The organism is Streptomyces sp. ISL-100 (assembly GCF_018614615.1).
Classification (GTDB): Bacteria; Actinomycetota; Actinomycetes; order Streptomycetales; family Streptomycetaceae; genus Streptomyces.
Map to the genome: position 1 here is coordinate 1 of NZ_JAGGOK010000067.1, position 23,437 is coordinate 23,437.

The 23,437-nt window shown below is 68.5% G+C and carries 27 protein-coding genes; 22 read left to right on the forward strand and 5 right to left on the reverse strand.

Going from position 1 to position 23,437, the window contains the following annotated elements; translation table 11 throughout:
• Window positions 1-275, forward strand: a 275-nt coding sequence (locus tag J7E89_RS28420) for a VOC family protein (RefSeq protein WP_374196905.1), incomplete at its 5' end; no start/stop codon positions are given.
• 7 nt (window positions 276-282) lie between these two features.
• Here J7E89_RS28420 and J7E89_RS28425 read toward each other — a convergent pair.
• Entirely contained in the window at window positions 283-1,533 is a 1,251-nt protein-coding gene (locus J7E89_RS28425) for an MFS transporter (protein WP_251061207.1), read from the reverse strand.
• 60 nt (window positions 1,534-1,593) lie between these two features.
• Here J7E89_RS28425 and J7E89_RS28430 point away from each other — a divergent pair, with 60 nt between their 5' ends.
• The 4 genes from J7E89_RS28430 to J7E89_RS28445 all read left to right on the forward strand — a co-directional run bounded on the left by J7E89_RS28430 (window position 1,594) and on the right by J7E89_RS28445 (window position 4,929).
• Window positions 1,594-1,833: a hypothetical protein gene (locus J7E89_RS28430; protein WP_214977317.1), complete on the forward strand. Its 240-nt coding sequence runs from the start codon at window positions 1,594-1,596 to the stop codon at window positions 1,831-1,833.
• Window positions 1,834-2,003: 170 nt separating this feature from the next.
• Window positions 2,004-3,689 carry an IS21 family transposase gene (istA, locus tag J7E89_RS28435; RefSeq protein ID WP_308315631.1) on the forward strand — a complete coding sequence of 562 codons (1,686 nt, stop codon included), beginning with the start codon at window positions 2,004-2,006 and terminating at the stop codon, window positions 3,687-3,689.
• Window positions 3,686-4,501 (forward strand): IS21-like element helper ATPase IstB, encoded by an 816-nt coding sequence (gene istB, locus J7E89_RS28440; RefSeq protein WP_308315632.1) that lies wholly within the window; start codon window positions 3,686-3,688, stop codon window positions 4,499-4,501. Before istA ends, istB begins: the two co-directional genes overlap by 4 nt.
• A complete protein-coding gene (locus J7E89_RS28445) occupies window positions 4,498-4,929 on the forward strand; it encodes a cupredoxin domain-containing protein (RefSeq protein ID WP_214977318.1) in 432 nt (143 codons plus the stop codon). The genes istB and J7E89_RS28445 overlap by 4 nt, the downstream gene beginning before the upstream one ends.
• A 20-nt stretch (window positions 4,930-4,949) precedes the next feature.
• On the opposite strand, the gene J7E89_RS28450 is transcribed toward J7E89_RS28445, so the two are convergent.
• Complete coding sequence (locus J7E89_RS28450) at window positions 4,950-5,807, reverse strand: CPBP family intramembrane glutamic endopeptidase (protein ID WP_214977319.1); 858 nt, start codon at window positions 5,805-5,807, stop codon at window positions 4,950-4,952.
• A gap of 288 nt (window positions 5,808-6,095) precedes the next feature.
• Here J7E89_RS28450 and J7E89_RS28455 point away from each other — a divergent pair, with 288 nt between their 5' ends.
• Window positions 6,096-6,917, forward strand: a complete 822-nt coding sequence (locus J7E89_RS28455; protein WP_251061215.1) for a helix-turn-helix transcriptional regulator — start codon at window positions 6,096-6,098, stop codon at window positions 6,915-6,917.
• Window positions 6,918-7,143: 226 nt separating this feature from the next.
• Window positions 7,144-7,569 carry a VOC family protein gene (locus tag J7E89_RS28460; protein WP_214977320.1) on the forward strand — a complete coding sequence of 142 codons (426 nt, stop codon included), beginning with the start codon at window positions 7,144-7,146 and terminating at the stop codon, window positions 7,567-7,569.
• 328 nt (window positions 7,570-7,897) lie between these two features.
• Here the strand turns inward: J7E89_RS28460 and J7E89_RS28465 are convergent, their stop codons facing one another.
• Both J7E89_RS28465 and J7E89_RS28475 read right to left on the reverse strand, forming a co-directional pair.
• Window positions 7,898-8,371, reverse strand: a complete 474-nt coding sequence (locus J7E89_RS28465) for a cupin domain-containing protein (protein ID WP_214977321.1) — start codon at window positions 8,369-8,371, stop codon at window positions 7,898-7,900.
• A gap of 950 nt (window positions 8,372-9,321) precedes the next feature.
• Window positions 9,322-9,735, reverse strand: a complete 414-nt coding sequence (locus tag J7E89_RS28475; protein ID WP_214977323.1) for an arsenate reductase ArsC — start codon at window positions 9,733-9,735, stop codon at window positions 9,322-9,324.
• Window positions 9,736-9,816: 81 nt separating this feature from the next.
• Here J7E89_RS28475 and J7E89_RS28480 point away from each other — a divergent pair, with 81 nt between their 5' ends.
• From J7E89_RS28480 to J7E89_RS28500, 5 genes are all read left to right on the forward strand, one after another.
• Window positions 9,817-10,125: a helix-turn-helix transcriptional regulator gene (locus J7E89_RS28480; RefSeq protein ID WP_214977324.1), complete on the forward strand. Its 309-nt coding sequence runs from the start codon at window positions 9,817-9,819 to the stop codon at window positions 10,123-10,125.
• Window positions 10,122-11,213 carry an ACR3 family arsenite efflux transporter gene (arsB, locus tag J7E89_RS28485; protein WP_214977325.1) on the forward strand — a complete coding sequence of 364 codons (1,092 nt, stop codon included), beginning with the start codon at window positions 10,122-10,124 and terminating at the stop codon, window positions 11,211-11,213. The genes J7E89_RS28480 and arsB overlap by 4 nt, the downstream gene beginning before the upstream one ends.
• Window positions 11,210-11,410: a hypothetical protein gene (locus J7E89_RS28490; RefSeq protein WP_214977326.1), complete on the forward strand. Its 201-nt coding sequence runs from the start codon at window positions 11,210-11,212 to the stop codon at window positions 11,408-11,410. Before arsB ends, J7E89_RS28490 begins: the two co-directional genes overlap by 4 nt.
• Window positions 11,407-12,468: an ArsO family NAD(P)H-dependent flavin-containing monooxygenase gene (locus tag J7E89_RS28495; RefSeq protein WP_214977327.1), complete on the forward strand. Its 1,062-nt coding sequence runs from the start codon at window positions 11,407-11,409 to the stop codon at window positions 12,466-12,468. The genes J7E89_RS28490 and J7E89_RS28495 overlap by 4 nt, the downstream gene beginning before the upstream one ends.
• 99 nt (window positions 12,469-12,567) lie before the next feature.
• Window positions 12,568-12,933, forward strand: a complete 366-nt coding sequence (locus J7E89_RS28500) for a metalloregulator ArsR/SmtB family transcription factor (protein WP_214977328.1) — start codon at window positions 12,568-12,570, stop codon at window positions 12,931-12,933.
• A gap of 27 nt (window positions 12,934-12,960) precedes the next feature.
• Here the strand turns inward: J7E89_RS28500 and J7E89_RS28505 are convergent, their stop codons facing one another.
• The gene (locus J7E89_RS28505) at window positions 12,961-13,368 is read right to left on the reverse strand and encodes an arsenate reductase ArsC (protein ID WP_214977329.1); all 408 of its coding nucleotides are present in this window, start codon (window positions 13,366-13,368) and stop codon (window positions 12,961-12,963) included.
• 89 nt (window positions 13,369-13,457) lie between these two features.
• On the opposite strand from J7E89_RS28505, the gene J7E89_RS28510 reads away from it, so the two are divergent.
• From J7E89_RS28510 to mtnB, 10 genes are all read left to right on the forward strand, one after another.
• Entirely contained in the window at window positions 13,458-13,766 is a 309-nt protein-coding gene (locus tag J7E89_RS28510; RefSeq protein WP_214977330.1) for a metalloregulator ArsR/SmtB family transcription factor, read from the forward strand.
• Between the two features lie 588 nt (window positions 13,767-14,354).
• Window positions 14,355-15,605, forward strand: coding sequence for an RCCLKC-tail radical SAM protein (locus J7E89_RS28515; RefSeq protein WP_214977331.1), 1,251 nt, complete (start codon window positions 14,355-14,357; stop codon window positions 15,603-15,605).
• A gap of 30 nt (window positions 15,606-15,635) precedes the next feature.
• Window positions 15,636-16,898 (forward strand): GNAT family N-acetyltransferase, encoded by a 1,263-nt coding sequence (locus J7E89_RS28520; RefSeq protein ID WP_214977332.1) that lies wholly within the window; start codon window positions 15,636-15,638, stop codon window positions 16,896-16,898.
• 36 nt (window positions 16,899-16,934) lie between these two features.
• Complete coding sequence (locus J7E89_RS28525; protein ID WP_214977333.1) at window positions 16,935-18,041, forward strand: GTP-binding protein; 1,107 nt, start codon at window positions 16,935-16,937, stop codon at window positions 18,039-18,041.
• A 19-nt stretch (window positions 18,042-18,060) separates the two neighbouring features.
• On the forward strand, window positions 18,061-18,849 hold the full coding sequence (locus tag J7E89_RS28530) for a methyltransferase domain-containing protein (protein WP_214977334.1): 789 nt from the start codon (window positions 18,061-18,063) through the stop codon (window positions 18,847-18,849).
• A gap of 69 nt (window positions 18,850-18,918) precedes the next feature.
• Window positions 18,919-20,001, forward strand: coding sequence for an inorganic phosphate transporter (locus J7E89_RS28535; protein ID WP_214977335.1), 1,083 nt, complete (start codon window positions 18,919-18,921; stop codon window positions 19,999-20,001).
• Between the two features lie 8 nt (window positions 20,002-20,009).
• A complete protein-coding gene (locus J7E89_RS28540; RefSeq protein ID WP_214977336.1) occupies window positions 20,010-20,345 on the forward strand; it encodes a helix-turn-helix transcriptional regulator in 336 nt (111 codons plus the stop codon).
• A gap of 78 nt (window positions 20,346-20,423) precedes the next feature.
• Window positions 20,424-21,689: an ATP-grasp domain-containing protein gene (locus J7E89_RS28545; protein WP_214977337.1), complete on the forward strand. Its 1,266-nt coding sequence runs from the start codon at window positions 20,424-20,426 to the stop codon at window positions 21,687-21,689.
• A gap of 52 nt (window positions 21,690-21,741) precedes the next feature.
• Entirely contained in the window at window positions 21,742-22,752 is a 1,011-nt protein-coding gene (gene mtnA, locus J7E89_RS41175; RefSeq protein ID WP_251061219.1) for an S-methyl-5-thioribose-1-phosphate isomerase, read from the forward strand.
• 4 nt (window positions 22,753-22,756) lie between these two features.
• Window positions 22,757-23,422, forward strand: coding sequence for a methylthioribulose 1-phosphate dehydratase (gene mtnB / locus J7E89_RS41180; RefSeq protein ID WP_251061209.1), 666 nt, complete (start codon window positions 22,757-22,759; stop codon window positions 23,420-23,422).
• The last annotated feature ends 15 nt before the right edge of the window (window positions 23,423-23,437 follow it).

Below are 23,437 nucleotides of genomic sequence, written 5' to 3' on the forward strand. Positions count from 1 at the left end.
GTGCTCGGTGTAGCGGTCCGCGATGGGCCGACCTGCAGACCTTCCTGCCCGTCCTGAAAAACACCCCTGTCGGCTTCGCCGGCATGTTCTACATGGGCGTGGACGACTTGCAGGGAGTCCGCGACGGCATCGCCCAGCACACCGAAATCGTCAAGGACATCAGCTCTGATCACACCGGTCAGCGCATGTTCTACTTCCGCGACATCGACGGCTACGTCATCGGGGTCAACGAAAAGGCCGCACTGGAGGCCAGCGCCCTGAGCAAGTACGCCTAACAGAACCTCAGGCCGTGTCCGTCGGCCGCAGGTCCTTGCCCGTGTCGGTGAGCCGGCGGTCGGCGTCACGTCCGATCAGCACGCCCGCGGCCGCCGGTCCCAGGCGCCGGAGGCCCGGTGTGAGGGCGAGGGTGACCGCAACAGAGGCGGCGGCCATCACTGTCATGGCGGTCGCGGGTGACGTCACCTGCGCGATGCCGCCTGCGACCGCCGCGGCCACGCCTTGCGCGGTGAGCATCCCTGAGGAGTGCAGTCCGAAGGCGTGGCCCCTCAGCTCGCTCGGGATCAGGGACATCAGGCGTTCCTGGAGCAGCAGGTTGGCCGAGAAGCCGATCGACCCCACGGTCACGGCGGCGAGCGCCACGGGCAGCGCCGGGTGCAGGACGAAGATCAGGTACGGGGCGGCGAGCAACAGCAGCATTGGCGGCGCACCGAATCTGGCGCGCCAGTGCCCAGGCAGGAAGCGGCCGGTCAGGGTGTCCCCTGCCAGCATGCCCACAGCGGCGAAGGCGAACAGGAGCCCCGCGTCGTGTGGGGCGTAGGAGACGAAGAGGGATTCGCAGCCGACGACGAGTCCGTTGGGCACCCACAGGGCGAGGTAGACGCGGCGCTGGGGTTTCGCCGCCCACAGGCGCGCGTTGGTCCGCCAGGTCTCGCTCGCGGACGGACGGCCTTTTGCGCGCGGCGGCCGTCTCGCGAGACCGATGCGGGCGACGGCCGCGGCGACGACGTAAAGGGCGGCGCCGGTGAGCAGGGCCTCGCGAGGTGTCAGGACGTTGACGAGTACGCCGCCGAGGGCGTAACCGCAGATCTGCAGGCTTCCCGCGCACATGTTGAGCACCGAACGGCCGAGCAGGTAGCCCTCTGCGGGGACGATCTCGGTGAGCAGTCCGTAGCGCACTCCGCCGCCGACCGAGCCGACCATGCCCTGCACCGACAGGATCGCGAAGATCGCCCCGACGGACAGGCCGGGCATGGCCAGGGCGGTGGTGGCCACGGCGAAGAAGAGCGCCAGGCCGACGGTCGCGGCACGCGGCGGCAGGCGGTCGGCCGCCGACAGCAGGACACTCGCGCCGATTATCTGCGCCAGCTTCGGGCCGAACATGCTGAGGGCGGCGAGGAGCGGCGAGCCGGTCGCGTCGTAGACGAGCGTCCCCAGGGCGAGCCCACTTACCGTCAGGGCGGCCACGTGTGCGGCGGTGGAGACGAGTAGCGGGGCGAACTCCGGGGTTTTGAGGAGCTCTTGGTAGGTGCGCATGGACGGAGTGTCGGCAGACGTTCTGGCGCGGAGTTAATGTTTCGCGGGGAGGCGAAACCATTGGGCTGGTGGGAAGTCAACGCGGATACGCTCGCGAGCAGCCGGTTCGTCGTGTCGCCCCTCTGTGAGACGACAGCGAGCCTGATGGCCCTGGAGAAGGACTCGCCCGCGCATCCGGCCGAGCGCCGCTGGCTGCACAGTCACGGGCCCGCCTACCGGGAACGGCTGATCGCCGATCCGCTCACCGCCCTGCTGGTGCGCGTCGCACTGGGCAGGCACCGGTTGTCTTTGACAGGGTGAAGTGGAGCCAGCGGGACATCGCGATTGGGCGCCAGCGCTCCGACAACGAGATTGGGAGCCACTCGGTCTGACCATCTGTGACATGCCGCTGATGGCGTAATGGGGCCTGTGGTCTGGTTGGCCGGGTGACGCTTTGGGCGTTTCATCACGGTCGTGTCAGGAGCCCGTGGGTGTACAGGTCGCGTGAGTGGATCTTCGAGCGGATCCGCCGTGACCGTCGGTTGGATCCGACGGTCTCGGGCCGGATGGTCGCCCAGCGATACAAGGTGTCGCGGAACACGGTGGCGAAGGCGTTGTCGTGTCCGGTGCCGGCGAAGCGGAAGAAGCCGCCGCCGCGCCAGAGCGTGCTGGAGCCGGTGAAGGGCTTCATCGACGCGATGCTGCGCGAGGACCTGGCGGCGCCGAGGAAGCAGAAGCACACCATCGACCGCGTTCTTGAGCGGCTTGCGGGTGAGCATGACTTCGAGCAGGCGTCGTACTCCACCGTCCGTGACTACATGCGCAAACGCCGTCCTCTATTGGAGCTGGAGGCCAAGGAAGGCCGCCGCCACCTGGAAGGCATGGTGCCGCAGGAGAAGAAGCCCGGCGAGGAGGCGGAGGTCGACTTTGCGGATGTCTGGCTGGACCTGGCGGGACAGCGCCGCAAGTGCGTGCTGTTCACGCTGCGGATGTCGTACTCCGGCAAGGCCGTGCACCGCGTCTATGCCACCGCCTCGCAGGAAGCGTTCCTGGACGGGCACGTGGAGGCATTTCGGGTGCTGGGAGGGGTGCCGAGCGTCCATATCCGCTACGACAACCTCAAACCAGCGGTCAAGCAGGTCATGTTCGGCCGCTCCCGCACGGAGAGCACACGCTGGGCGGCCTTCCGGTCCTGGTATGGGTTCTCGGCGTTCTACTGCGTCCCCGGTGAGGACGGAGCCCATGAGAAGGGCGGGGTCGAGCACGAGGGCGGCCGCTTCCGGCGCAAGCATCTGGTCCCGCCGCCGCAGGTGGAGTCGCTGGCGGAGCTGAACGAGCGCCTGGAAGCGATCGATACGGCCGAGGACGCCCGGCACGTCCACGGCCGCCCGACATCGATCGGCTTCGATTTCGAGCACGAACGGGGCTGCCTGGCACCGCTGCCGGCGGACGAGTACGACACCGGGATGGACCTGACGCCCATCGTCCACCGCAACGGCAGAGTCACCGTCCGCCAGTGCTACTACTCGGTGCCGGCGAAGTTCATCGGTACCAAGGTGCGGGTCAAGCTGCGGGCGAACGAGATCTGGATCTTCGAGGGCCGCAACGTCATCGCCCGCCACCCCAGGTTGACTCGCCGCTACACCTACCACGACATCCTGGACCACTACCTGGAGATCCTGCTGGTCAAGCCCGGCGCGTTTGCCGGGGCCGCAGCCCTCGCCCAGGCACGCGCCGAGGGCGGCTTCACCAAGGTGCATGAGGCGTTCTGGGCGGCGGCGAAGGCCAGGGCCGGTGACAAAGAGGGCACCCGGATGCTGATCGAGGTGCTGCTGCTGCACCGCCAGCTGCCCGCCGCGGCGATCGTCGCCGGCATGGAAACGGTGCTGCGGATCGGCGCCATCAGCACCGACCTGGTGGCGATCGAGGCCCGCAAGGCGATGGAGAACCAGGGCCTGGAGGAGGCATCCGACACGGCCGAAGCCTGCGCCGACGAGACCGGCGACCTGGACGACGAGCCCGTCGACGCCGGGGGCGAGGGGGCGAAGGTGATCTCCCTGCCCGCCCGGCGGTTGCCGCCCGACGCCCGCCCTGCGCTGCCCGACATGAGCAAGTACGACCGACTGCTGACGCCGGTTGCCAACCGATCGGACAACAGAAAGGGCACCAGCGCATGAGCCCCACCAAGACCGGCGCCGAGGTTCCGCCCACGCGGATGCCGTTTCCCGAAGGGGACCCGGAGGATGCCCAGATTGACGAAGCCTGCCGGGATCTGCGGCTGCCCGCCTTCCGCGAGCGGTTCATGGAGCTGGCGGCCACCGCCCGGCGCGAGCAGTCCTCCTACAAGCAGTTCCTGCTGGACCTGCTGCAAGTCGAGGTCGCCGACCGCGATGTCCGCCGCCAGCAGCGGCTGGTCCGCGCGGCGAAGTTCCCCCGCCCCAAGCGGCTGGAGGACTTCGACTACGAGCGCAACCCCAACGTGCTGCCCGAGACGGTCGGTGACCTCAAATCCACGTCCTGGGTTCGCGAGGGCCGGCCGCTGGTGCTGATCGGCGACTCCGGCACCGGCAAAACGCACTTGCTGATCGGAGTGGGTACGGCGATCGCCGAGGCCGGCATGAGCGTCCGCTACACCACCACCTCGGCCCTGGTGAACGAACTCGCCGAAGCCGACGCAGCCCGAAGGCTGTCCTCGGTGATCGCCCGATACAGCAAGGTCGACCTGCTCTGCCTGGACGAGTTCGGCTACCTGAACCTGGACAAGAAGGGCGCCCGGCTGCTGTTCCAGATCTTCACCGAACGCGAGGAGCGCAAGGCCACCGCGGTCGCCACCAACTCGCCGTTTGCCGAATGGGACAAGATCTTCGCCGACCCCAGGCTCTGCGCAGCCATCGCCGACCGAATCACCTTCCGCTGCACCCTCATCCAGACCGGCACCGAGTCCTACCGCTTCCACACCACCGAACAGCAGCAAAGGAATCAGACATGAACCCCCAGCACGCCTTGGACACCTGTGCCCCCCGAAGCGGTTCAGTGCCGCTCGATATCCGAAACAGCCTCAAGACCGGCGCACGACTCTTCGCCGCAGCACTGACCGCCTCAGTGCTCGCCGCTTGCGGCTCAGGCGAGGAGAAGCAGGTCAGCGTGGAAGCCACCGATACCGCATGTACCGTCTCCCCGAACAAGGCGTCGGCCGGCACCAGGGTCACCTTCACCGTCAAGAACACCGGCACGAAGCCCGTCGACTTCGCCCTCGTCGCCGCCGACGGTGACACGGTTGTCGAAGAACAGGGCATCGCTCAGGGAGCATCCGAGGAGACGGTCCAAAGCCAGCTCAACGATGGCGGCACCTACACCGCCACCTGCACACCGCGAGGAGAATCACCGATCCGAACAGAATTCACCGTCACCAAATAGAAGCGGCCCGGCGCTTCAGTTCAGACTGCGTGCTGCGACGTTCTGTGGGGCACGCCCCGGCGCCGGATCAGCCAGGCCACGACGATCGTCGCAAGGACCGGAATGACGAATTCACGGACCGTGTCCACGGCACCGGGTGCGTCCGTGAACCAGATGACGGCGACCGAGTCGGACCAGTTCCACGCCCCGTGAAACGCGCATGCCCCCCACAGGTCTCCTTCGAGCAGCACATAACCGACGAGGAACAGCCCGACCAGGAATAGTGCGACGAACTCCACCGGCTGATGGTCGACCAGAACGTGGGAGGCGGAGAAGGCGAGGGCTTGGATCACGACCGCCCAGGCGAGCGGCCAGCGCATGGCGATCGCCTGGGTGAGGAACCCCCGGAAGACGACCTCCTCGGTGCCGGCCTGCAACATCCAGGCAAGTGCCATCAGCGCCAGCCCACCGGCCAGCAAGGGCCAGGCCGGCAGGGCCTTGGCTGTCGTGGCGCCCCAGCCACCGACTCGGGCCACGGCCAGGGGGAGGAGGTTCAGTACCGCCCCGAGTGCGAACCCCGCCGCCACCTTGCCGACAACACGTCCTCTGAAGAGGCCCACGGTCCACAACGGGCGCCGCTCATACAGGCGCAGCCACAACCACAGCAGCCCGATGATCGCGGCCACAATGACAGCCATGAATCCGGCGTGGCGCGGCGCGTTCTCCGTGGTAAACACATCATCGAAGTCCAAAGGCCCCAAGGCGTCACCGACCGGCTTACCCAGAACGATCACGGGCACCAGCGCCACGGCCAACGCGACGATGACCGCCAAAACAGGATGCGTTGGCCGCTGGGCGCGAGTGGCCGGCTCCAACGCTGCAGGCAGGGGCCGCTCCATAGGCTCACCAGTCCAAGAGACAGGGTATGCGGCCACTCGCCGATGACTCTCCTGCCAACAGCAGGGCCGGGCCCTTCTGAACCGCGCCTGTCAGGGACACAGACCAGCAGGGCCCGGAGCCACCAAGCTAACTGTTCACGCCCGCACCACCACACCGGACACTCCCACACCATCCCACCGCACCGCCCATGTCACCCGATAGGGGTGGCTCCCAATCCCAGTGCCGATCATGGACCTGTGTCGCAGGACATCCCCACCACGGACGGAGCAACGTGGCTCCCGTTTCCGTTGCCCGAGTTGCTCTCGTTCACCCTGTCGAAATCACACCGGTGGATCGCCGACTTCCTGACACCGGTGCCGTCCCGCGAGGGTGAGGCACAGGGCGGTGCGGAGTTCTACGACGAGCTGGCGCGGATCCGCGAGACGCCGGCCGACACCGCCCGCGCCGACCTGGAGATCGCTCATCGCGGACCGTTGCCGGGCCCGTTGCAGCGCCCCGATCTGTCCGAGCGCGTCGCCGACCTGCTGGAGTGGGTGTGGCGGGAGACCGTGGCGCCCGACTGGCCGCGGCGGCGGCGCGTCATCGAGGCCGATGTGGTCGCGCGTACGGGCCAGTTGAGCCGGGCGGGCTGGGCAGCCGCACTGGACGACATCCATCCGGAGATGCGGTGGCTGGGCGGCAACCGGCTGCAGATCAACACCCGCGCCTTCCCGCCCCGGCAACTGATGGGATCGCAGCTACTGTTCGTGCCGGTCATGCCGCGTATGGGATGGATCTCCACGGACCGGCCGGACTCCCACGGCGCGGTGCACCGGAACGCCGTGGTGTACCGATGCTCGGGCGCGCTGGCGGAGCCGGAGCGGGCCGCCGCTCCTGAGGCGCTGGGCAGGCTGCTCGGTGCCGGGCGTGCGAGCGTGCTGGTGCTCCTGGACAGCCCGATGAGCACGACGCACCTGGTGGCGGTGACGGGCCAGGGTCTCGGCTCGGTGGGCCGCCATCTCAAGGTGCTCCTGGACGCCGGGCTGGTCGGCCGCCGCCGCGCGGGACGGTCCGTGCTCTACTACCGCACGGCCGCCGGCGACGTGCTGGTGCGGGCGCAGGACTCTTAGCGACCGCGGGGCCATTGATCGTTCTGGCCGAGCTGCGTACGTACCCGGCCCGCCCCGCCGCCCCGACGCGGCGGCACACAGCCCGGCCAGGTGCAAACCACTCCGGCCGACGCGCCGGGACCGGGCTGGGCCGCGAGGCCCCGTCCTGGACGAGAGCCCCGGATCCCACACCGTGGCACACGCATGTTGCCCGTCCGTTCGGCCACGTTCACGGCACAGTGGAGGCATGAACGCAGACGACAGGAACATTCTGGCCAGGGGACGCGTGGCGACCAGGCTTCCAGCCCAGGACCTGGACCGGGCGCGGCGTTTCTACGCCGAGCAGCTCGGTCTGGAGCCCGTCGATGAACGGCCCGGTGGGTTGCTGTATCGGTGCGGAGGCGCGGAGTTCGCGCTGTTCAAGTCGACGGGAGCCTCGCCCGGTACCTTCACTCAGATGGGGTGGGAGGTCGACGACGTCGAGACCGTCGTGTCGGAACTCAAGCAGCGCGGCGTGATGTTCGAAGAGGTCGACGTGCCCGGGTTCCGAACGAAGGACGGGATCGCCGAGATCGACGGGAACTACCCGAGCAAGGGCGCACGAGGGGAACGCGGCGCCTGGTTCCGTGACAGCGAGGGAAACCTGCTGGGCATCGGCGAGCCGGTCGTCTGACGCAGAGCACCATGGCTCGACTGACTGGGGACGGCGTCCGCCACCGTGTCGTGGAGCGCTACCAGGCGCCGGGGGTTCGCAGTGGCTCCACAGCGAGAGGCGGCTGGTGGAGCGCCCCGGGCAGTCGGCGGACCACAGGCCCCGCAGGAGGAGCGGGGACTGGGCCGGTCGATCATGTGACTGCTTTGCATCTGCGTCGTTGATGTGAGCATGGCGGGTGGGGTGATCTGAGTGCACCGATCCGCCGCCGGGGCCTGCTTCAAAAAGGGGTCGAAGCGGCAGAACGCCAGGGCGAAACACCGTGGCAGAGCCTCGTCGGCCCGCCAGTCTAGGCGTCAGGCATCGGCTGCATCTGAATTCCGTGCCGCTTACCGATCTCGATGATGCGATCAACGTCCGGCAGCGTGTCGGACGGGGGCGGCAGCTCCCGGCGCAGGGCGGGTTCGCCGGCCTCGGCGAAGAACTTGTCGATGCCGCCCGGTGTGTAGGTGACCAGGATCCGCGCCGTGCTGGTGGGCTCGAACCGCTCCAATGTGCCTTCAGGGATATGGAAGAAGGACCCGGGAACGCCTTCGAACGTCTCGCCTCCGATGTGATAGCGCAGCGTCCCCTCGATGACGTAGACGCTCTCGGTCCCCGGGTGGGTGTGGGGCGGTGGGCCGCTACCCACCGGAACGGTCATCTCCATGACAGTCATCGCGCCGTTGGTCTCGTCGCTGGAAGCCTTGACCTCGTACAGACCGTTCAGCATCCAGAACGCCTGCCCGTCGCCGCTGTGGCGCACGTGGGCGTTAATCGCCATGGGACCTTCCTCTCCTTGGTGGACCTCCCCATGTGTTCCCACCTACGGAGCCGGCCGAAGGCCGCCATTCGGGTACGCACCTGAGTGTGGCGGGGTCCGGCATGATCGGCCGGACGCGGCCCAGGGCCTGTTCTGAGTTCTGATCGTCGGGGTCGCGGTCTGCTCCCGTGAGAGGGGTGCGGCCGGGTGGTAGACCCGCATGACGTGGCGAAACCCAAGCCACAAACGAACGAAAAGGACCCGCCGGCTAACTGACGAGCCCTCGTACAAGATCGTGACTAACGCCTGCTCGCAGCTACCGCGACAATGCCGCCCAAGGCGGCGAGTGCTATACGCAATGGTGAGCACAGCGCCACCGATCAGTGGCAGACCCACGAGAACGGTGCTCGTTCCCGGCGGCATCTCGCCGTCGTCGCTGCCACCTATCGTCTTGGTAAACGTCATTGCATCCTTCATCGGCCAGGGGGAGAACGCCCAGATGAAGTGCAACAAGCCGATTGCGATGAGGACAATCGTCAACACCGTAGGGACCACAGTGCGGACCATATCCAGTGCCTACAACTCAGTGGGCTTGTTTCAACGATCTTCGGTGTCCCTTGCGCGCGGGCCACGCGCGGCCAGTACGAGCAGCACCCCGACCAGCAGCAAGGCCCATGCCCTGTCGGCCCGGAACAACGGGGCATCGGTGCACCGCCTCGCCTCGGGCAGTAGGCCGCGCGACAGATCGACACCGAGGGCCTCGATGCCCAGGCGGCGGAAGCCCTGAAGGTCCTGGCCCGGCCTGTGCCACAGCCCGCGTTAAGGACCGGCAGGTCGCGGCGGGGAAGGAAACCCGAGAAGAGCCGCTGCTCCCTGGTCATGTCGGAGTCGGCGAACCGCTGTGCGTACGCCGCAGGATTCACGTCGTAGTAGCCGGCCGGGGCCGATGATGATGGCCGCGCGTATCGCGCTCACGCCGTTCGCTCCGGGGCGATCTCGGCGATCAGTCCCTCGACGAGCGTCTTGATCTCGTCGCGGATGGGGCGTACGGACTCCACACCCTGGCCCGCCGGGTCTTCGAGCTGCCAGTCGAGGTAGCGCTTGCCGGGGAAGACGGGGCAGGTGTCGCCGCAGCCCATCGTGATGCACACGTCCGATGCCTTGACGGCGTCGACGGTGAGGATCTTTGGGGTCTCGGCGGACATGTCGATGCCGACCTCGCGCATGGCTTCCACGGCCGCCGGGTTCACCGCGTCGGCGGGCGCGGAGCCGGCGGAGCGGACCTCGACGCGGTCTCCGGCCAGGTGGGTGAGCCAGGCGGCGGCCATCTGGGAGCGGCCGGCGTTGTGGACGCAGACGAACAGCACGGAGGGCTTGTCGGACACGGCGGGGTCTTTTCTCGCGCAGGACGGGCGCACATCAGCACCCGATGGTGTCAGTCACCACTGATGTGAGAGTATCAGCGCATGATGACGTCAGTCGACACTGAACTGATCCGCGTCCTGGCAGACCCCCTAAGGCTCCGGATCGTCACCCTGCTCGCTCGCGAGACGCTGTGCACCACGCACCTCGTGGAGGAGACCGGCGCCAAGCAGACCAACCTCTCCAACCACCTGAGAGTGCTGCGCGAAGCCGGGGTCGTGGAGACCGAGCCGTGCGGCCGTTTCACCTACTACAAGCTGCGCCCGGACGTCATCGCCCAGCTCGCCGGTCAGTTCACCGAGCTGGCCGCATCCGCTCGTACCGCTGCCGAAAACAAGAGGGCCTGTCCGTGACCCCCACGCAAGCACCCGCGACCGCCGAAGACTCGTCGGTCGTCCAGAAGCTGTCGACCCTGGACCGCTTCCTCGCCGTATGGATCCTGCTCGCCATGGCCCTGGGGCTGGGCCTGGGGCGGGTGATCCCCGGCCTGAACGACGCCCTCGCCAAGGTCGAGATCGGTGGTATCTCGCTGCCTATCGCCGTGGGCCTGCTGATCATGATGTACCCGGTGCTGGCGAAGGTCCGCTACGACAAGCTCGACGCGGTCACCGGCGACAAGAAGCTCATGATCTCGTCCCTGGTCATCAACTGGGTCCTGGGCCCCGCGCTCATGTTCGCCCTCGCGTGGATCTTCCTGGCCGACCTGCCCGAGTACCGGACCGGCCTGATCATCGTCGGCCTCGCCCGCTGCATCGCCATGGTCATCATCTGGAACGACCTGGCCTGCGGCGACCGCGAAGCCGCAGCTGTCCTGGTGGCCCTCAACTCCGTCTTCCAGGTCATCGCCTTCGGCGTCCTCGGCTGGTTCTACCTCGACCTGCTGCCCGGCTGGCTCGGCCTGGGCGAAGGCGAGCACCTCGACATCTCGATGTGGAAGATCGCCCTGAACGTCGTCATCTTCCTCGGCATCCCCCTGCTGGCCGGCTTCCTGACCCGCCGCCTGGGAGAGCAGAAGATGGGCCGCGAGAGCTATGAGGCGACGTTCCTGCCGAAGATCAGCCCCTGGGCGCTCTACGGCCTGCTGTTCACGATCGTGATCCTCTTCGCCCTGCAGGGGAAGACGATCACCTCGCAGCCGCTGGACGTGGCCCGCATCGCGCTGCCGCTGCTCGTCTACTTCGCGGTGATGTGGTTCGGAACCTTCCTGCTGGGCAAGGCCATCGGCCTGAACTACGACCGCACCGCCACCCTCGCCTTCACAGCGGCCGGCAACAACTTCGAGCTGGCCATCGCGGTCGCCATCGCCACCTTCGGAGTCACCAGCGGCCAGGCGCTGTCGGGTGTCGTCGGCCCGCTCATCGAGGTACCGGTCCTGGTCGCGCTGGTGTACGTGTCCCTGGCCTGGCGAAGGAAGTTCACCAGCGAGAAGGTGACACGGTGAGCGCGGCGGCGCAGACGAGTGTGACCGCGTTCTGGATGTGGCTCGCAGCGAACAGGACAGCATTCGCCGTACTGGTCGGGGTCATCTGGACAGGCGTGATGTTCCTCTGCGTGCGTGACGCCACCGTCAGCGTGATCTGCGGGACCGCGTTCGGCGCCGTGTCGTTGTTCACCCTGCCCCGCGCGCCGAGGTCATGAGCTCCATTACCGAGGTAGTGGTGATCGGCGGCGGCCAGGCCGGGCTCGCCGCCGGCTACCACCTGCGCCGCCTGGGCGTCGAGTTCGTCATCCTCGACGCCCAGGCCTGCGCGGGCGGAGCCTGGCAGCACACCTGGGAATCCCTGCGCCTGTTCTCCCCGGCCGCGTACTCCTCGCTGCCGGGGCGCATCATGCCTGCGCAGCAGGGTGAGACCTACCCGGATGCGCGGCACGTCGTCTCGTATCTCACCGACTACGAGCGGCGGTACGAGCTGCCGGTCGTCCGGCCCGTGCGCGTGACAGGGGTCCACCGCGACGGAGACTTTCTGCGCGTGGAGACCGATTCCGGCACCTGGCGGACCCGCGCGGTCATCAGCGCCACCGGAACCTGGGGGCGTCCCTTCGTCCCCGCCGTACCGGGCGACTTCGCCCGCTCCCAGTTGCACACCGTCGACTACCGTTCGGCCGAGGACTTCGCCGGGCAGCGTGTCGTCGTGGTCGGCGGCGGGAACTCCGGCGCCCAGATCGCCGCCGACCTCGCGTACAAGACCGACCTGACCTGGGCCACCGCCCGCCCGCCGCGCTACCTCCCCGACGACATCGACGGCCGCGCCCTCTTCGATGCCGCCACCGCCCGCCGCCGCGCCCTGGACGCGGGCCGCGCCGACACCGGGGGAGTCGCCTCGCTCGGCGACATCGTCGCGGTACCGCCCGTACGAGAGGCCCGCGACGCAGGACTCCTCAAAGCCCGGCCGATGTTCAGCCGCCTTACCCCGAACGGGGTCGCGTGGGCGGACGGCACGACCGCCGAGGCCGACGCGATCATATGGTGCACCGGCTTCCGCCCCGTCCTCTCCCACCTCGCTCCGCTGGGCCTGCGCGGCTCACGCGGCCGTATACCGACGACCGGTACCCAGTCCGTGGGCGAGCCCCGCCTGCACCTCCTTGGATACGGCGACTGGACCGGCCCCGCCTCCGCCACCCTCATCGGCGTCGGCCGTCCCGCCCGCGAAGCCGCCCGTCAGATCGCGGATTGTCCGGGCCGACCAACTCCGTAGGAGAGGTTGATGGTTGAGTGAAGTGAACGGTCAGTGAATGCCTCACCCAAGAGTGCCCACTGTCCGTAAACCGATCTTGCGTCCTCGTATGGTGAGCGGATGGCTATCTCTGCGACGGACATACCGATCGAGGATCTGAGCGAAGAGCGTTGCAGCCCTTGCGCCCCGGGCCGGCTGATTGACCGTGAGGAGGTCGAGCTGATGGCCTCCAAGCTGAAGGCGCTCGCCGACCCCGCCCGGCTGCAGATGATCCATCTGATCCACCAGGCTCCGGCCGGCGAGCTGTGCGTGTGCGACCTCACCAACTCCATGCAGCTGGCGCAGTCGAGTGTGAGCCGCCACCTGAAGATCCTCATGAACGCGGGGCTGCTGCGGAGACAGCAGCGAGGCACGTGGGCATGGTTCTCGCTGCGGCCGGAGGCTCTGCGCGAGCTGCAACAGCGGGTGTTCCCTGCTACAGACTGATGTCTCCGCGGCTCCGCACCGCGATCGTCACCTCGGCGACTCGATGTCGGCGATGAGGCCTTCCACGAGTTTTTTGATCTCGTCGCGGATGGGGCGCACCGCCTGGACGCCCTGGCCGGCGGGGTCTTCCAGCGTCCAGTCCAGGTAGCGCTTGCCGGGGAAGACGGGGCAGGTGTCGCCGCAGCCCATCGTGATGCACACGTCGGATTCCTTGACCGCCTCCACGGTGAGAATCTTCGGGACTTCGGCGGACATGTCGATGCCAGCCTCACGCATCGCCTCCACCGCGGCAGGATTCACCGACGCGGCCGGTGCCGAGCCCGCCGAACGGACTTCGATGCGGTCTTCGGCCAAGTGACGCAGCCATGCCGCAGCCATCTGGGAGCGGCCGGCGTTGTGCACGCACACGAACAGGACGGAGGGCCTGCCAGACATCTGATTTCTCCTCATATCCACGCAGCCGTACGGGAGTTGGTGATCGACGCGGTTGACACCGGTTGTGATTGATGTGTCACGATCAGGTCATGCTGACGTCGGTAAATATGGAACTTCTCCGGGCCCTCGCGGATCCGCTCAGACTCCGGATTGTGTGCCTGCTCGCCCGTGAATCTCTGTGCACGTCTCATCTCGTCCAGGAGACGGGCGCCCGGCCGACAAATCTGTCCAACCACCTACGCGTCCTCAGGGAAGCGTCCGTCGTCGCCACCGAGCCGTGTGGGCGCTTCACCTACTACAGGCTTCGCCCGGAGATCCTCGATGACCTCTCGGAGTTCTTCGGCACTCTGGCCGATACCTCGCGAGAGGCCGCGAATGCCAAACGCCCCTGCGGCTAGTCCCCCACGGACCCCCCTGGCCCCGATTCGTGCGGGTGAGCGGCCCACACCTGACGTCCGGCACATCTGACCCTGAGGGTGGTGCGGGTGTTGCGATCCAGCCGCAAACGGTACCGCTTGTGCGCCTTCTCGGCGACCCCTGCGAAGGGCGTCATCGCGCCAATAAGCGGCCCCCCATTGATTAAATCGCCGAGAGCGGGCACCACTCGCACTATCGATGGTTACCGATTGATTTCGGCTAGGCATCGACTGGGCCGGCGCTGCGGCGCGGTGCGTAAGCAGGGGCTCGTAGTGCAGGCGCGTCGTCTGTGAGCCACCCTGGAACACGCCGGCAGCGCCCCCTGACGATGAATCGCAGGGCTCGCCTACCGCGAGCGCCCCCCAATTCGGTCAGAACAGGCCAGTCGGGCCCCGGGTAAGCGTCCGATTGGCACCCCTTGCCCTTCGGTCATTCATCGATCTATTGACATACATCGCTTAACGCTGGCAGGGTTCCGGCCGTCGGTCGACAGAGTCGTTACCGATCGGGTCCAGACCCGGCCCGATCCCGACCCGTCGCATTCCTTGATCACTCCCTGGGGGGGAAGTGTGAGCCATCCCCGTGTGCTCGTTGCCTCTGCTTTCGAAGCCGAGCTCCAACCTCTGACATCCGCGTGCGCGGCCGCCGCGCTGCAACATCACGGAGCCGACGTAGTCGGCTGGGACGCGCACCTGCAGCCCGACGCCCTTCCCGAAGGGCCCTTCGATCTCACCTTGGTATCCGTCCAGCAGTTCGAGGGCCTGGAACGCGGCATCAGCCTCGCGCGCAGGGTGTCGCAGGCCTACGGCACCACCGTCGTCACCTTCGGCCAGTACGCGCAGATGAACCACCGCGAGTTCCTCGAGGTCGTAGACGGCATCGTCATGGAGGAACCCGAGCTCATCAGCGAGGAGCTGGTCCAGCTCGCCGGCGGCAGCCTCGCCCTCGACGCCGTACCCGCCCTGATGACCCGTCACGGCATGCGGCCCAAGCCCCCGCGCCGACGCATCTCCGTCTCAAAGCCCGCCCGCGAGCTGTTCCCCTCCCTCGTCCACTACCCGGCGCACCACTCGCCGTTCGGGCTGATGGGCAACATCGAGGTCTCGCGAGGCTGCCACCACAAGTGCACGTACTGCTCCGTCTACGGCGCGTACGACGGGGGAGTCGCGGCGTTCGACGCCGACACCGTCCTGGCCGACGCGCTGCAGCTCGCGGAGGAGGGCATACGGCACTTCTGCTTCATCGACGCCGAGTTCTTCAACTCCCGCACCATCGGCATCGGAGTCGTCGAGCGGCTCGTCGAGGCCATCGGCCCGATCACGTTCGAGTTCACTACGCGCGTCGACCACGTCCTGGATTACACCAAGGAGCTGGAGAAGCTCGTCTCGCTGGGCCTGCGCCGCGTCACGTGCGCGCTGGAGTTCCCCTCGAACCGGATCCTGCGGATCTTCGACAAGCACATAGACGTCGACCACATGCGCGACGCGATCGCCGAAGCGGAGCGGATCGGGTTCGAGTTGTACCCGACGTTCATTCCGTTCACGCCGTGGATCGAGTACGAGGAGCTCCTCGGCTTCGAAGACTGGCTGGTGGACACGGGCCTGGCCCGGGTCACCGACCCCACCGCGCTGCAGACCCGGCTGCTGCTGTTCAAGGGCTCCCCGCTGCTGTCCTCGCCGTGGATGGAAGACATCGCCACCGTCGACCGCGGCTTCTGGGTCGAGTGGACCCACCCCGACAAGCGCGTCGAGGAGCTGTGGCAGGAACGCCGTACGGACGCCGAGGACGCCGGCAAGGTCCGCTGCTGCGTGAAGTGCTGACCCGCCCGCCCACAAGACAAGGACACTGACATGGGTGGATCACCCCGCGTTGTCATCTCGACCGGACAGACCCTGCCGGACATGGACTGGTCCGGCGAACTCGCCGCACTCACCGACTCCTCGCCCTATCTCGGCCCCACCTGGCTACGGGCGACGGAGAAGGTTCTCCCCGAGGCACAGCCCTGGCACACCGTCGCCCACCGCGCCCGCGGCGAACTCGCCCTCCTGCCCGGCTACATCCTCACCACGCCGCCGGTCGTCGACCACGAGCCGCGCACCTACCTGGGCCGGCAGGCACCCTCCGGGGAAGAGGTCTGCTGCGGCGCCGAGACCGACGCCGCGCGCAGCGCCGAGGTCGACGCCCTGGGAACCGAGCCCTTCTTCCCGACGCTGCTGCTCGGTTCTCCCCTGGGCTACCGGACGGAGATCGCCTACAACTTCTGGACGCCCACCCTGATGGGGTCCATCGTCGAGAAGCTGGTGCCCGCCGCGTTCGAAGCCGGCGTCCGCTGCATCGTTGCCCCGTGGATACCGGAGCGACGGGGCAACGAGGCTCTGGTCAGGGCGTTCGACGCCGCCGGCGGGCACAGCACCTTCTGGGGTTACGAGGACTTCATGAGCCTCGACGCACCGGACTGGGAGGGGCACCTCGCGGCCCTGCCGCTCAAGAAGCGCCAGCGGATCAAGGGCGACGTGCGTCGCGCCGAGGCGGCTGGCGTCACCATCCAGCGCGTCGACGGCACCGAAATCCGCCCGTACGCAACCCGGATCGCGGAGCTGACCTGCCTCAACCGCGAGAAGAACGGCGCAGGGGAGGAGCCCCAGCACATCGTCGGCATCCTCTCGGCCCTGATCGACGAGGGCGCGGACGTCCGCGCCTACCTCGGCTACAAGGACGGCGCCCTGGTCGCCACCTGCGTCACCGTACGCAAGAACCACCGGCTGTTCCCCAAGTGGGCGGGCTTCGACTACGCGGCGATCGGCGAGCGCAGCGGCATCTACTTCGCCCTCGTCCTCGACGCACCCGTCCGTGATGCCTACGCCGAAGGGCTGCGCACCGTGGAGTTCGGCGCGGGCGCCCACCAGGCGAAGGCCCTTCGCGGCTGCACCCCGCGCGCTGTCACCACCTCGATGCTGCTGTCCGACCCGGCTCTGCGGCCCCAGGCCGCGGCGTGGCTGGAGGCCTTCGGCCGGAGCCGGCGGGCCGCGTTCGGTGACGCCGTCACCGCCCCCGCACAGCCCGCAAGCCTTCCCCTGCTGGGCAACTCCGCCGACAGCGGCTGCTGCAGCTGATCCGCCCGGAACAACGACAAGGACGAGAAGGAAAACATGATCACCTTCATCCCCCTGACCGGTTTCCTCGGGGCGGGCAAGACCACGACCATGACGGCCACGGCTTTGGCGCTGCAAGAGCAGGGCCGCAAGGTCGCGGTCATCACCAACGACCAGGGCGTGGAACTGGTCGACACGAAACTGGTGCGCAGCAAGCTCGACAGCGTCGCCGAGGTCACCGGCGGCTGTTTCTGTTGCAAGTTCGAGGACCTCGTCGAGGCGATCGTCGCCCTCGTCGCCTCGGACGACGTCGACACGGTGATCGCCGAGGCCGTCGGGAGCTGTACCGACCTGCAGGCCACCGTGGTGCGACCCCTGCGTCAGTACTACGGCGAGGACATGGTCGTCGCGCCGCTGACCACGGTGGTCGACCCCCTGCGCCACCTTGCCTTCGCCCGTGCGGCTGAGCGAGGGGAGCCGGAGTCGGACCTCTCGTACCTCTTCCGCCAGCAGCTCACCGAGGCGGACGTCATCGCCGTGAACAAGCTGGACACCATCAGCGCCGACCGGGCCGAAGACCTCCTCGACAGCCTGCGCAAGACGCACCCGAACGCCAGGGTCGTCGGCTACTCCGCAGGCACGGGGAAGCACCTCGGCTCGCTGCTCGAGGCATGGCAGGCCCCCGCCACGAACCAGGACGTCCAGCTCGACATCGACTACGACCGCTACGCCGCCGCCGAGGCACAGCTCGCCTGGATGAACCAGGAACTGGACCTGACCGCGGCGGACGGCGGCTTCGATGCGACCACCTGGGCCGGCACGGTCCTGGAGGAACTGTCCGCCTGGGCCGCGCAGAACGACGCGGTGATCGGCCACGCGAAGATCACGGTGGAACTGGCCGACGGCGACTTCGCCAAGCTCAGCCTCACGGAATCCGGCGCCGGGCCCACGCTCGACCGCGCCGCCGCCTCCGCGGCCACGAGCGGCCGGGCCGTCGTCAACGCCCGTGTCGCCTGCGAGCCCGACGCGCTGGACAGCGCCGTGACCGAGGCGGTCGAGGCCGCCGACCGCGCTGCCGGCGTCACCTCCTCGGCCACCACGCCGGTGTCGTTCAAGCCCTCCTACCCCCGCCCGGTGCACCGTCTCGCCCCCGCCGGCGCCTGACTCAGAAGGACCACCTGATATGACCGACACCACCACCGCCGGGACGCTGCAGGAAGAGGTCCGCGAGTACTACCGGGCCAAGGCCGCCGAGGCCGAGACCAGTGGTGCCTGCTGCTCCCCGGACCCGCAGACCTTCGGCCCGGCCGCCTACGACGAGATCGGTCCCGGCACGGCGCCGGACGCCGCACTGCTCGCCAGCCTGGGGTGCGGCAACCCGAGCGCCGTCGCCGAACTCCGCGAAGGGGAAACGGTTCTGGACCTGGGCTCCGGGGGCGGCCTGGACGTCATCCTCAGTGCCCGCCGCGTCGGCCCCGACGGCCGCGTCTTCGGCCTCGACTTCCTGGAGGAGATGCTCGCTCTCGCCGCCCGCAACGTCGCCGACGCCGAGATCGACAACGTCGTGCTCCTCAAGGGCACGATCGAGTCCGTCCCCCTGCCCGCCGACACCGTCGACGTGATCATCTCCAACTGCGTGATCAACCTGTCGCTGAACAAGCCCGCCGTCTTCGCCGAGATGGCGCGCGTCCTGGCACCCGGCGGCCGCCTCGGCATCAGCGACGTCGTCGCCGAGGACCGTCTCAGCCCCGAGGAGCGGGCCGAACGGGGCGGGCACAGCCAGTGCATCGCCGGCGCCCTCTCGGTCTCGGAGTACGAGGAACTCCTGGACGCGGTCGGACTGAAGGACGCCGAGGTCGTCTTCACCCAGGAGGCCGCGGACGGTCTCCACGCCGCGATCATCCGCGCCCGCAAGCCCCTGGACGGCAACGCCGAAGCGCAGGAATGCGCGCCCGGCGGCTCCTGCTGCTGACAGCCGCCCGCATCTCGTCGACGGCCGCGGCGCGAGCCGCCGCGGCCCTCCACTCCCGGAGACACCGCCATGTCTTTCACCGTCGTGCTCGTCTTGATCCTGGTCGCGGCACTGGCCGCGGCCAACGGCAGCAATGACGTTCCCAAGGGCGTCGCCACCCTGGCCGGCGCGGGGGTGACGAAGTACCGCACCGCCATCATCTGGGGCACCGTCACCACTCTCATGGGGTGCTTCTGCTCCCTCGCGCTGGCCGACAAGATGACCAAGCTGTTCTCCAAGGGCATCGTCACCGCGGAGCCCACGGAAGCCTTCGCCGTAGCCGTGCTGGCCGGTGCCGTGAGCTGGGTGGCGCTTGCCACCCTCCTGCGCCTGCCCGTCTCGACGACCCACGCCCTGATCGGTGCGCTGCTCGGCGCCGGCCTGCTGCTTGCCTCGGACAGCATCGCCTGGACCGCGATCCCGCAGAAGCTCATCATTCCGCTTCTCACCAGCGTTGGAGTCGCCTACGGCATCTCGCTCCTGCTCGCGCTGATCTTCAGCCGTACGCGCCGCCGTGTCCCGGAGCGCAACGCGGCCGCCACGGTGCAGCCGTCGTCGCCCGCGACGGGCGCCGCCGGCGAGTCCGGGGCCGTGCTTGCCCCCGAGCGTGTCACCGCCGAGCAGACCGACGTCCCCAACCCGTCCGGCGGCAACCGGGTGCTCACCGCCGCCCACTGGCTGACCAGTGGAGCCACCGGTTTCGCCCGGGGGCTCAACGACACCCCCAAAATCGTGGCCATCGGCGCCTTCGCCCTCGTCCCCGCCGGTATGACGACGTGGCAGATCATGCTTCTCGTCGCCGGAGCCATGGCTCTGGGGTCGATCACCGGCGGCATGCGCATCGCCCAGCGACTCGGCGAAGGCGTCATCAAGATGAATCACAAGGAAGGCTTCCTGGCCAACCTCACCACCGCCACCCTGGTCGGCCTCGGCGCCGGCTACGGCCTGCCCATGTCCACCACCCACACCTCCACCGGCGCGATCGCGGGCTCCGCCGGCCCCAACCTCAGCCGGCTCAGCGGCAAGACGCTCAGACACTTCCTGATCGCCTGGCTTGTCACGCCCCCCGTTGCCGCAGCCGTCGCAGCGGCTGTCTTCCCGGTGGTGCGTTAAGGATCACCGTGTCCGACACCTCACTCGAACGGGAGACCGTTGAGGAGTACGCCCGCTGGTTCCAGGCACTGGCCGACCCGACGCGCATTCTCATCGTGCGTTTCCTCAGCGGCCGGCCGGAGCCTGTCCCGGCGGGCGTGATTGTCGACCACCTGAATCTCAACCAGTCGACCGTCTCGCACCACCTCAAGATCCTCCACAACGTGCGGTTCCTCACCCGGCGAAGAGCGGGAGCCAACATCCTGTACGCCGTGAACTCCCGCTGCATCACCCAGCTTCCCTGCGCCGCCGAGATCCTCCTCGGGTCCCCGGCCCGATCCCACCCGGGGGCCGGCCCCGACTGACGCCCAACTCCCAAGGGCAACGCCCGCCGTCCGACGGACCCGGTCCCTGTCGCCACACGTCAAGAGAAGGTTCCTGCCATGGCCGCCGCACCCACGCCCCGTCCGTCCGCAGCCGATCCCGAGCGCCCCGTACTCCTCCTCATGGGCAGCGGTGACCGCCGCTACCGCGAGTACATCGTCGAGGCCGTCTCCCAGCATTTCCGCCTGTGGCTGCTCGACGCCCACGAGCCGACCTGGCAGTTGCCGTACGTCGAGGGAACCACGCTGCTGGACACCAAGAACCCCGACGAACTGCTGGCAGCTGCCCGCCCCGTGCTGGAGCAGTTCCCGGTCGCGGGCGTGTTCACGTACGACGAGTCCCTGGTCCACGCCGCGGCGCAGCTCGCCCAGACTCTCCATCTTCCCGGCAGCACCCCGGACGCCGTACTCGCGTGCCGTGACAAGGCGACCACACGGTCCGTGCTGACGGCAGCTCAGGTTCCGCAGCCGGCCTGCACGCCCGTCTCCTGCGCCGAAGAGGCCCGCAAGGCGGCCGACACGATCGGCTACCCGGTGGTGATCAAGGCCCGCGGCCTCGCCGGAAGCCTCGGTGTCGTCCGGGCCGACGACGGCCACGCTGTCGAAGTGGCCTTCGAGGCGGCCAGCTCCGCCCACTACCCCGGAGTGCCCCGCTACGAGGCTGACGTCCTGGTCGAAGAGTTCCTGACCGGACCGGAGATCAGCGTGGACGCGGTTGTCGTCGACGGCGTGTGCACGCCCATGATCGTGGCCCGCAAGCAGGTCGGGATGGACCCGTACTTCGAGGAGACCGGCCACACGGTCGACGCCGCCGACCCGCTGCTGGAGGACCCCGAGCTCCTTGACCAGCTGCACCGCGTCCACAAGGCTCTCGGCTTCCATCACGGCGCCACCCACACCGAGTTCAAACTGACCCCCAACGGCCCGCGCCTCGTCGAGATCAACGCCCGCCTCGGCGGCGACTTCATCCCGTACATCGGGATGCTCGCCACTGGCACTGACCCGGCCGTCGCAGCCGCGCACGTGGCCGCCGGTCTCACCCCCGACACCACCCCGAAGGCACAACGGACCGCCGCCGTGCGCTTTCTGTACCCGCAGGCCGACTGCGAGGCCGTCGAGGTGAGCGTGCACACCGACCGCTTCGGGCCCACGGTGCACAGCGCGGTCGCGACGGCCGGCCCCGGAACCCGGCTGGCCCTCCCGCCCCGGGCGTACATGAACCGCTACGGCTACATCGTGGCCGTGGGCGACGCCGAACAGGTGGCCGCGGATCTGGCCGCCCCGGAGGCCCTCATCGAGCTCCGCTGCCGACCGCTGACCGACTGATACGAGCCCCTGCCGCCCCATCGCGCCGAACGAGGAGCAGCCGCCCGTGAGCATGCCACCCGCCGAGCCGTCGTTGCGCTGGGACGGCGACGCGATCGTCACACTCGACCAGCGAGCCCTGCCCCACGAACGACGGATACTGCGCCTGACCACCGTGGACGACGTCATCGCCGCCATCGCGACCCTCGCGGTCCGCGGCGCACCTGCCATCGGGCTGGCGGGCGCCATGGGCGTCGCTCTGTCCGCCTTCAAGCATTGCCGGCCGGGCGCCGCGGGCCACTGCGCGGACGCGGTACGCCTGGACGCGCAGCGCCTCATCGCGGCCCGCCCCACGGCCGTCAACCTGGCGTGGGCCGTGCACCGAGCACTCGGACGGGTGCCGGAAGGCGCCCACGCCGTGCTGCAGGAGGCGACAGCCATGCTCCAGGAAGACATAACGGCGAACCGGACGATGGTCGGCCACGCCGTCGCCACTGTGCTCGCGCACACCCCTGACAGGCCGCTTCGTGTCCTGACCCACTGCAACACCGGACGACTGGCGACCGCCGCCGTCGGAACAGCCCTAGGCACGATCATTGCCCTCGCTGAAGCGGGCCGCATCGCCGAGGTCCTCGTCGGCGAAACGCGACCTCTCCTGCAAGGAGCCCGCCTCACGGCCTGGGAACTGGCTGAAGCAGGAGTTCCCCACCGGCTCTGCATCGACTCCGCGCCGGCAGCGGCCATGTCGCAGGGCCTCGTCGACTGCGTGCTGGTTGGAGCCGACCGCATCGCCGCCAACGGGGACGTGGCCAACAAGATTGGTACGTACTCCCTGGCCGTAGCGGCTGCGCACCACCGCATCCCCTTCGTCGTGGTGGCACCCGAGTCTTCCTGGGACAGATCGCTCCCCGACGGCAGCGCGATCGTGATCGAAGAGCGCGACGACGACGAGGTCACCGGCTTCGGGGGAGTGAAGACCGCCCCGCCCGGAACGCGGGCCTACAACCCCGCATTCGACGTCACACCGGCGGATCTCATCACCGCCGTCGTCTCCGAGCACGGCGTCCACCGCCACGAGAGGTGAGTTAATGAGCTACGCCCCGCCCACCGTCGCCGGCAAGCAGACGGCCCAGCAGCTCGCCCAGCTTTCGCGCACCCTGTACGAACGCGGCTGGATGCCTGGAACGGCCGGCAACCTGTCCATGCGTGCGCCGGACGACCCCAGGCGGGCGCTCATCACAGCGAGCGGTCGGGACAAAGGCGACCTGTGCATCCAGGACATGGTGGAGATCGACGCCGAGACCGGTGAGCCGTCCCGCGCGGGGCAGGCCCGGGCTTCGGCCGAAACCTCCATCCACGCCGCGCTGTACCGCACCACCGATGCCAAGGCTGTCATCCACGTGCACTCACCTCATGCCACCGTGGTCGCCCACCGCGCCGGGCTTGACGCCGCCACCAGCGTCGTTCACATCGAACGCTACGAACTGCTCAAGGGCCTGAGCCTTGATGACCCGGCGACCGCGCAGCTGCCGGTCTTCCCCAACTGGGCCCGAGTCGACCGTATCGCCGAAGACATCGCCGCGCACGTGCAGGCGGACCCCAGCTGCCCACCGGGCCTCCTCATCGCCGATCACGGCATCACCGCATGGGGAGAGACCCTCGGACAGGCCAGGAACCGGCTCGAATGCCTGGAGGCACTCTGCCAGTTGCTCGTGCTCTCCCAGACCGAGCTGAACGTCACCCGTGTCTCCTAGACCATCGAGGACAGG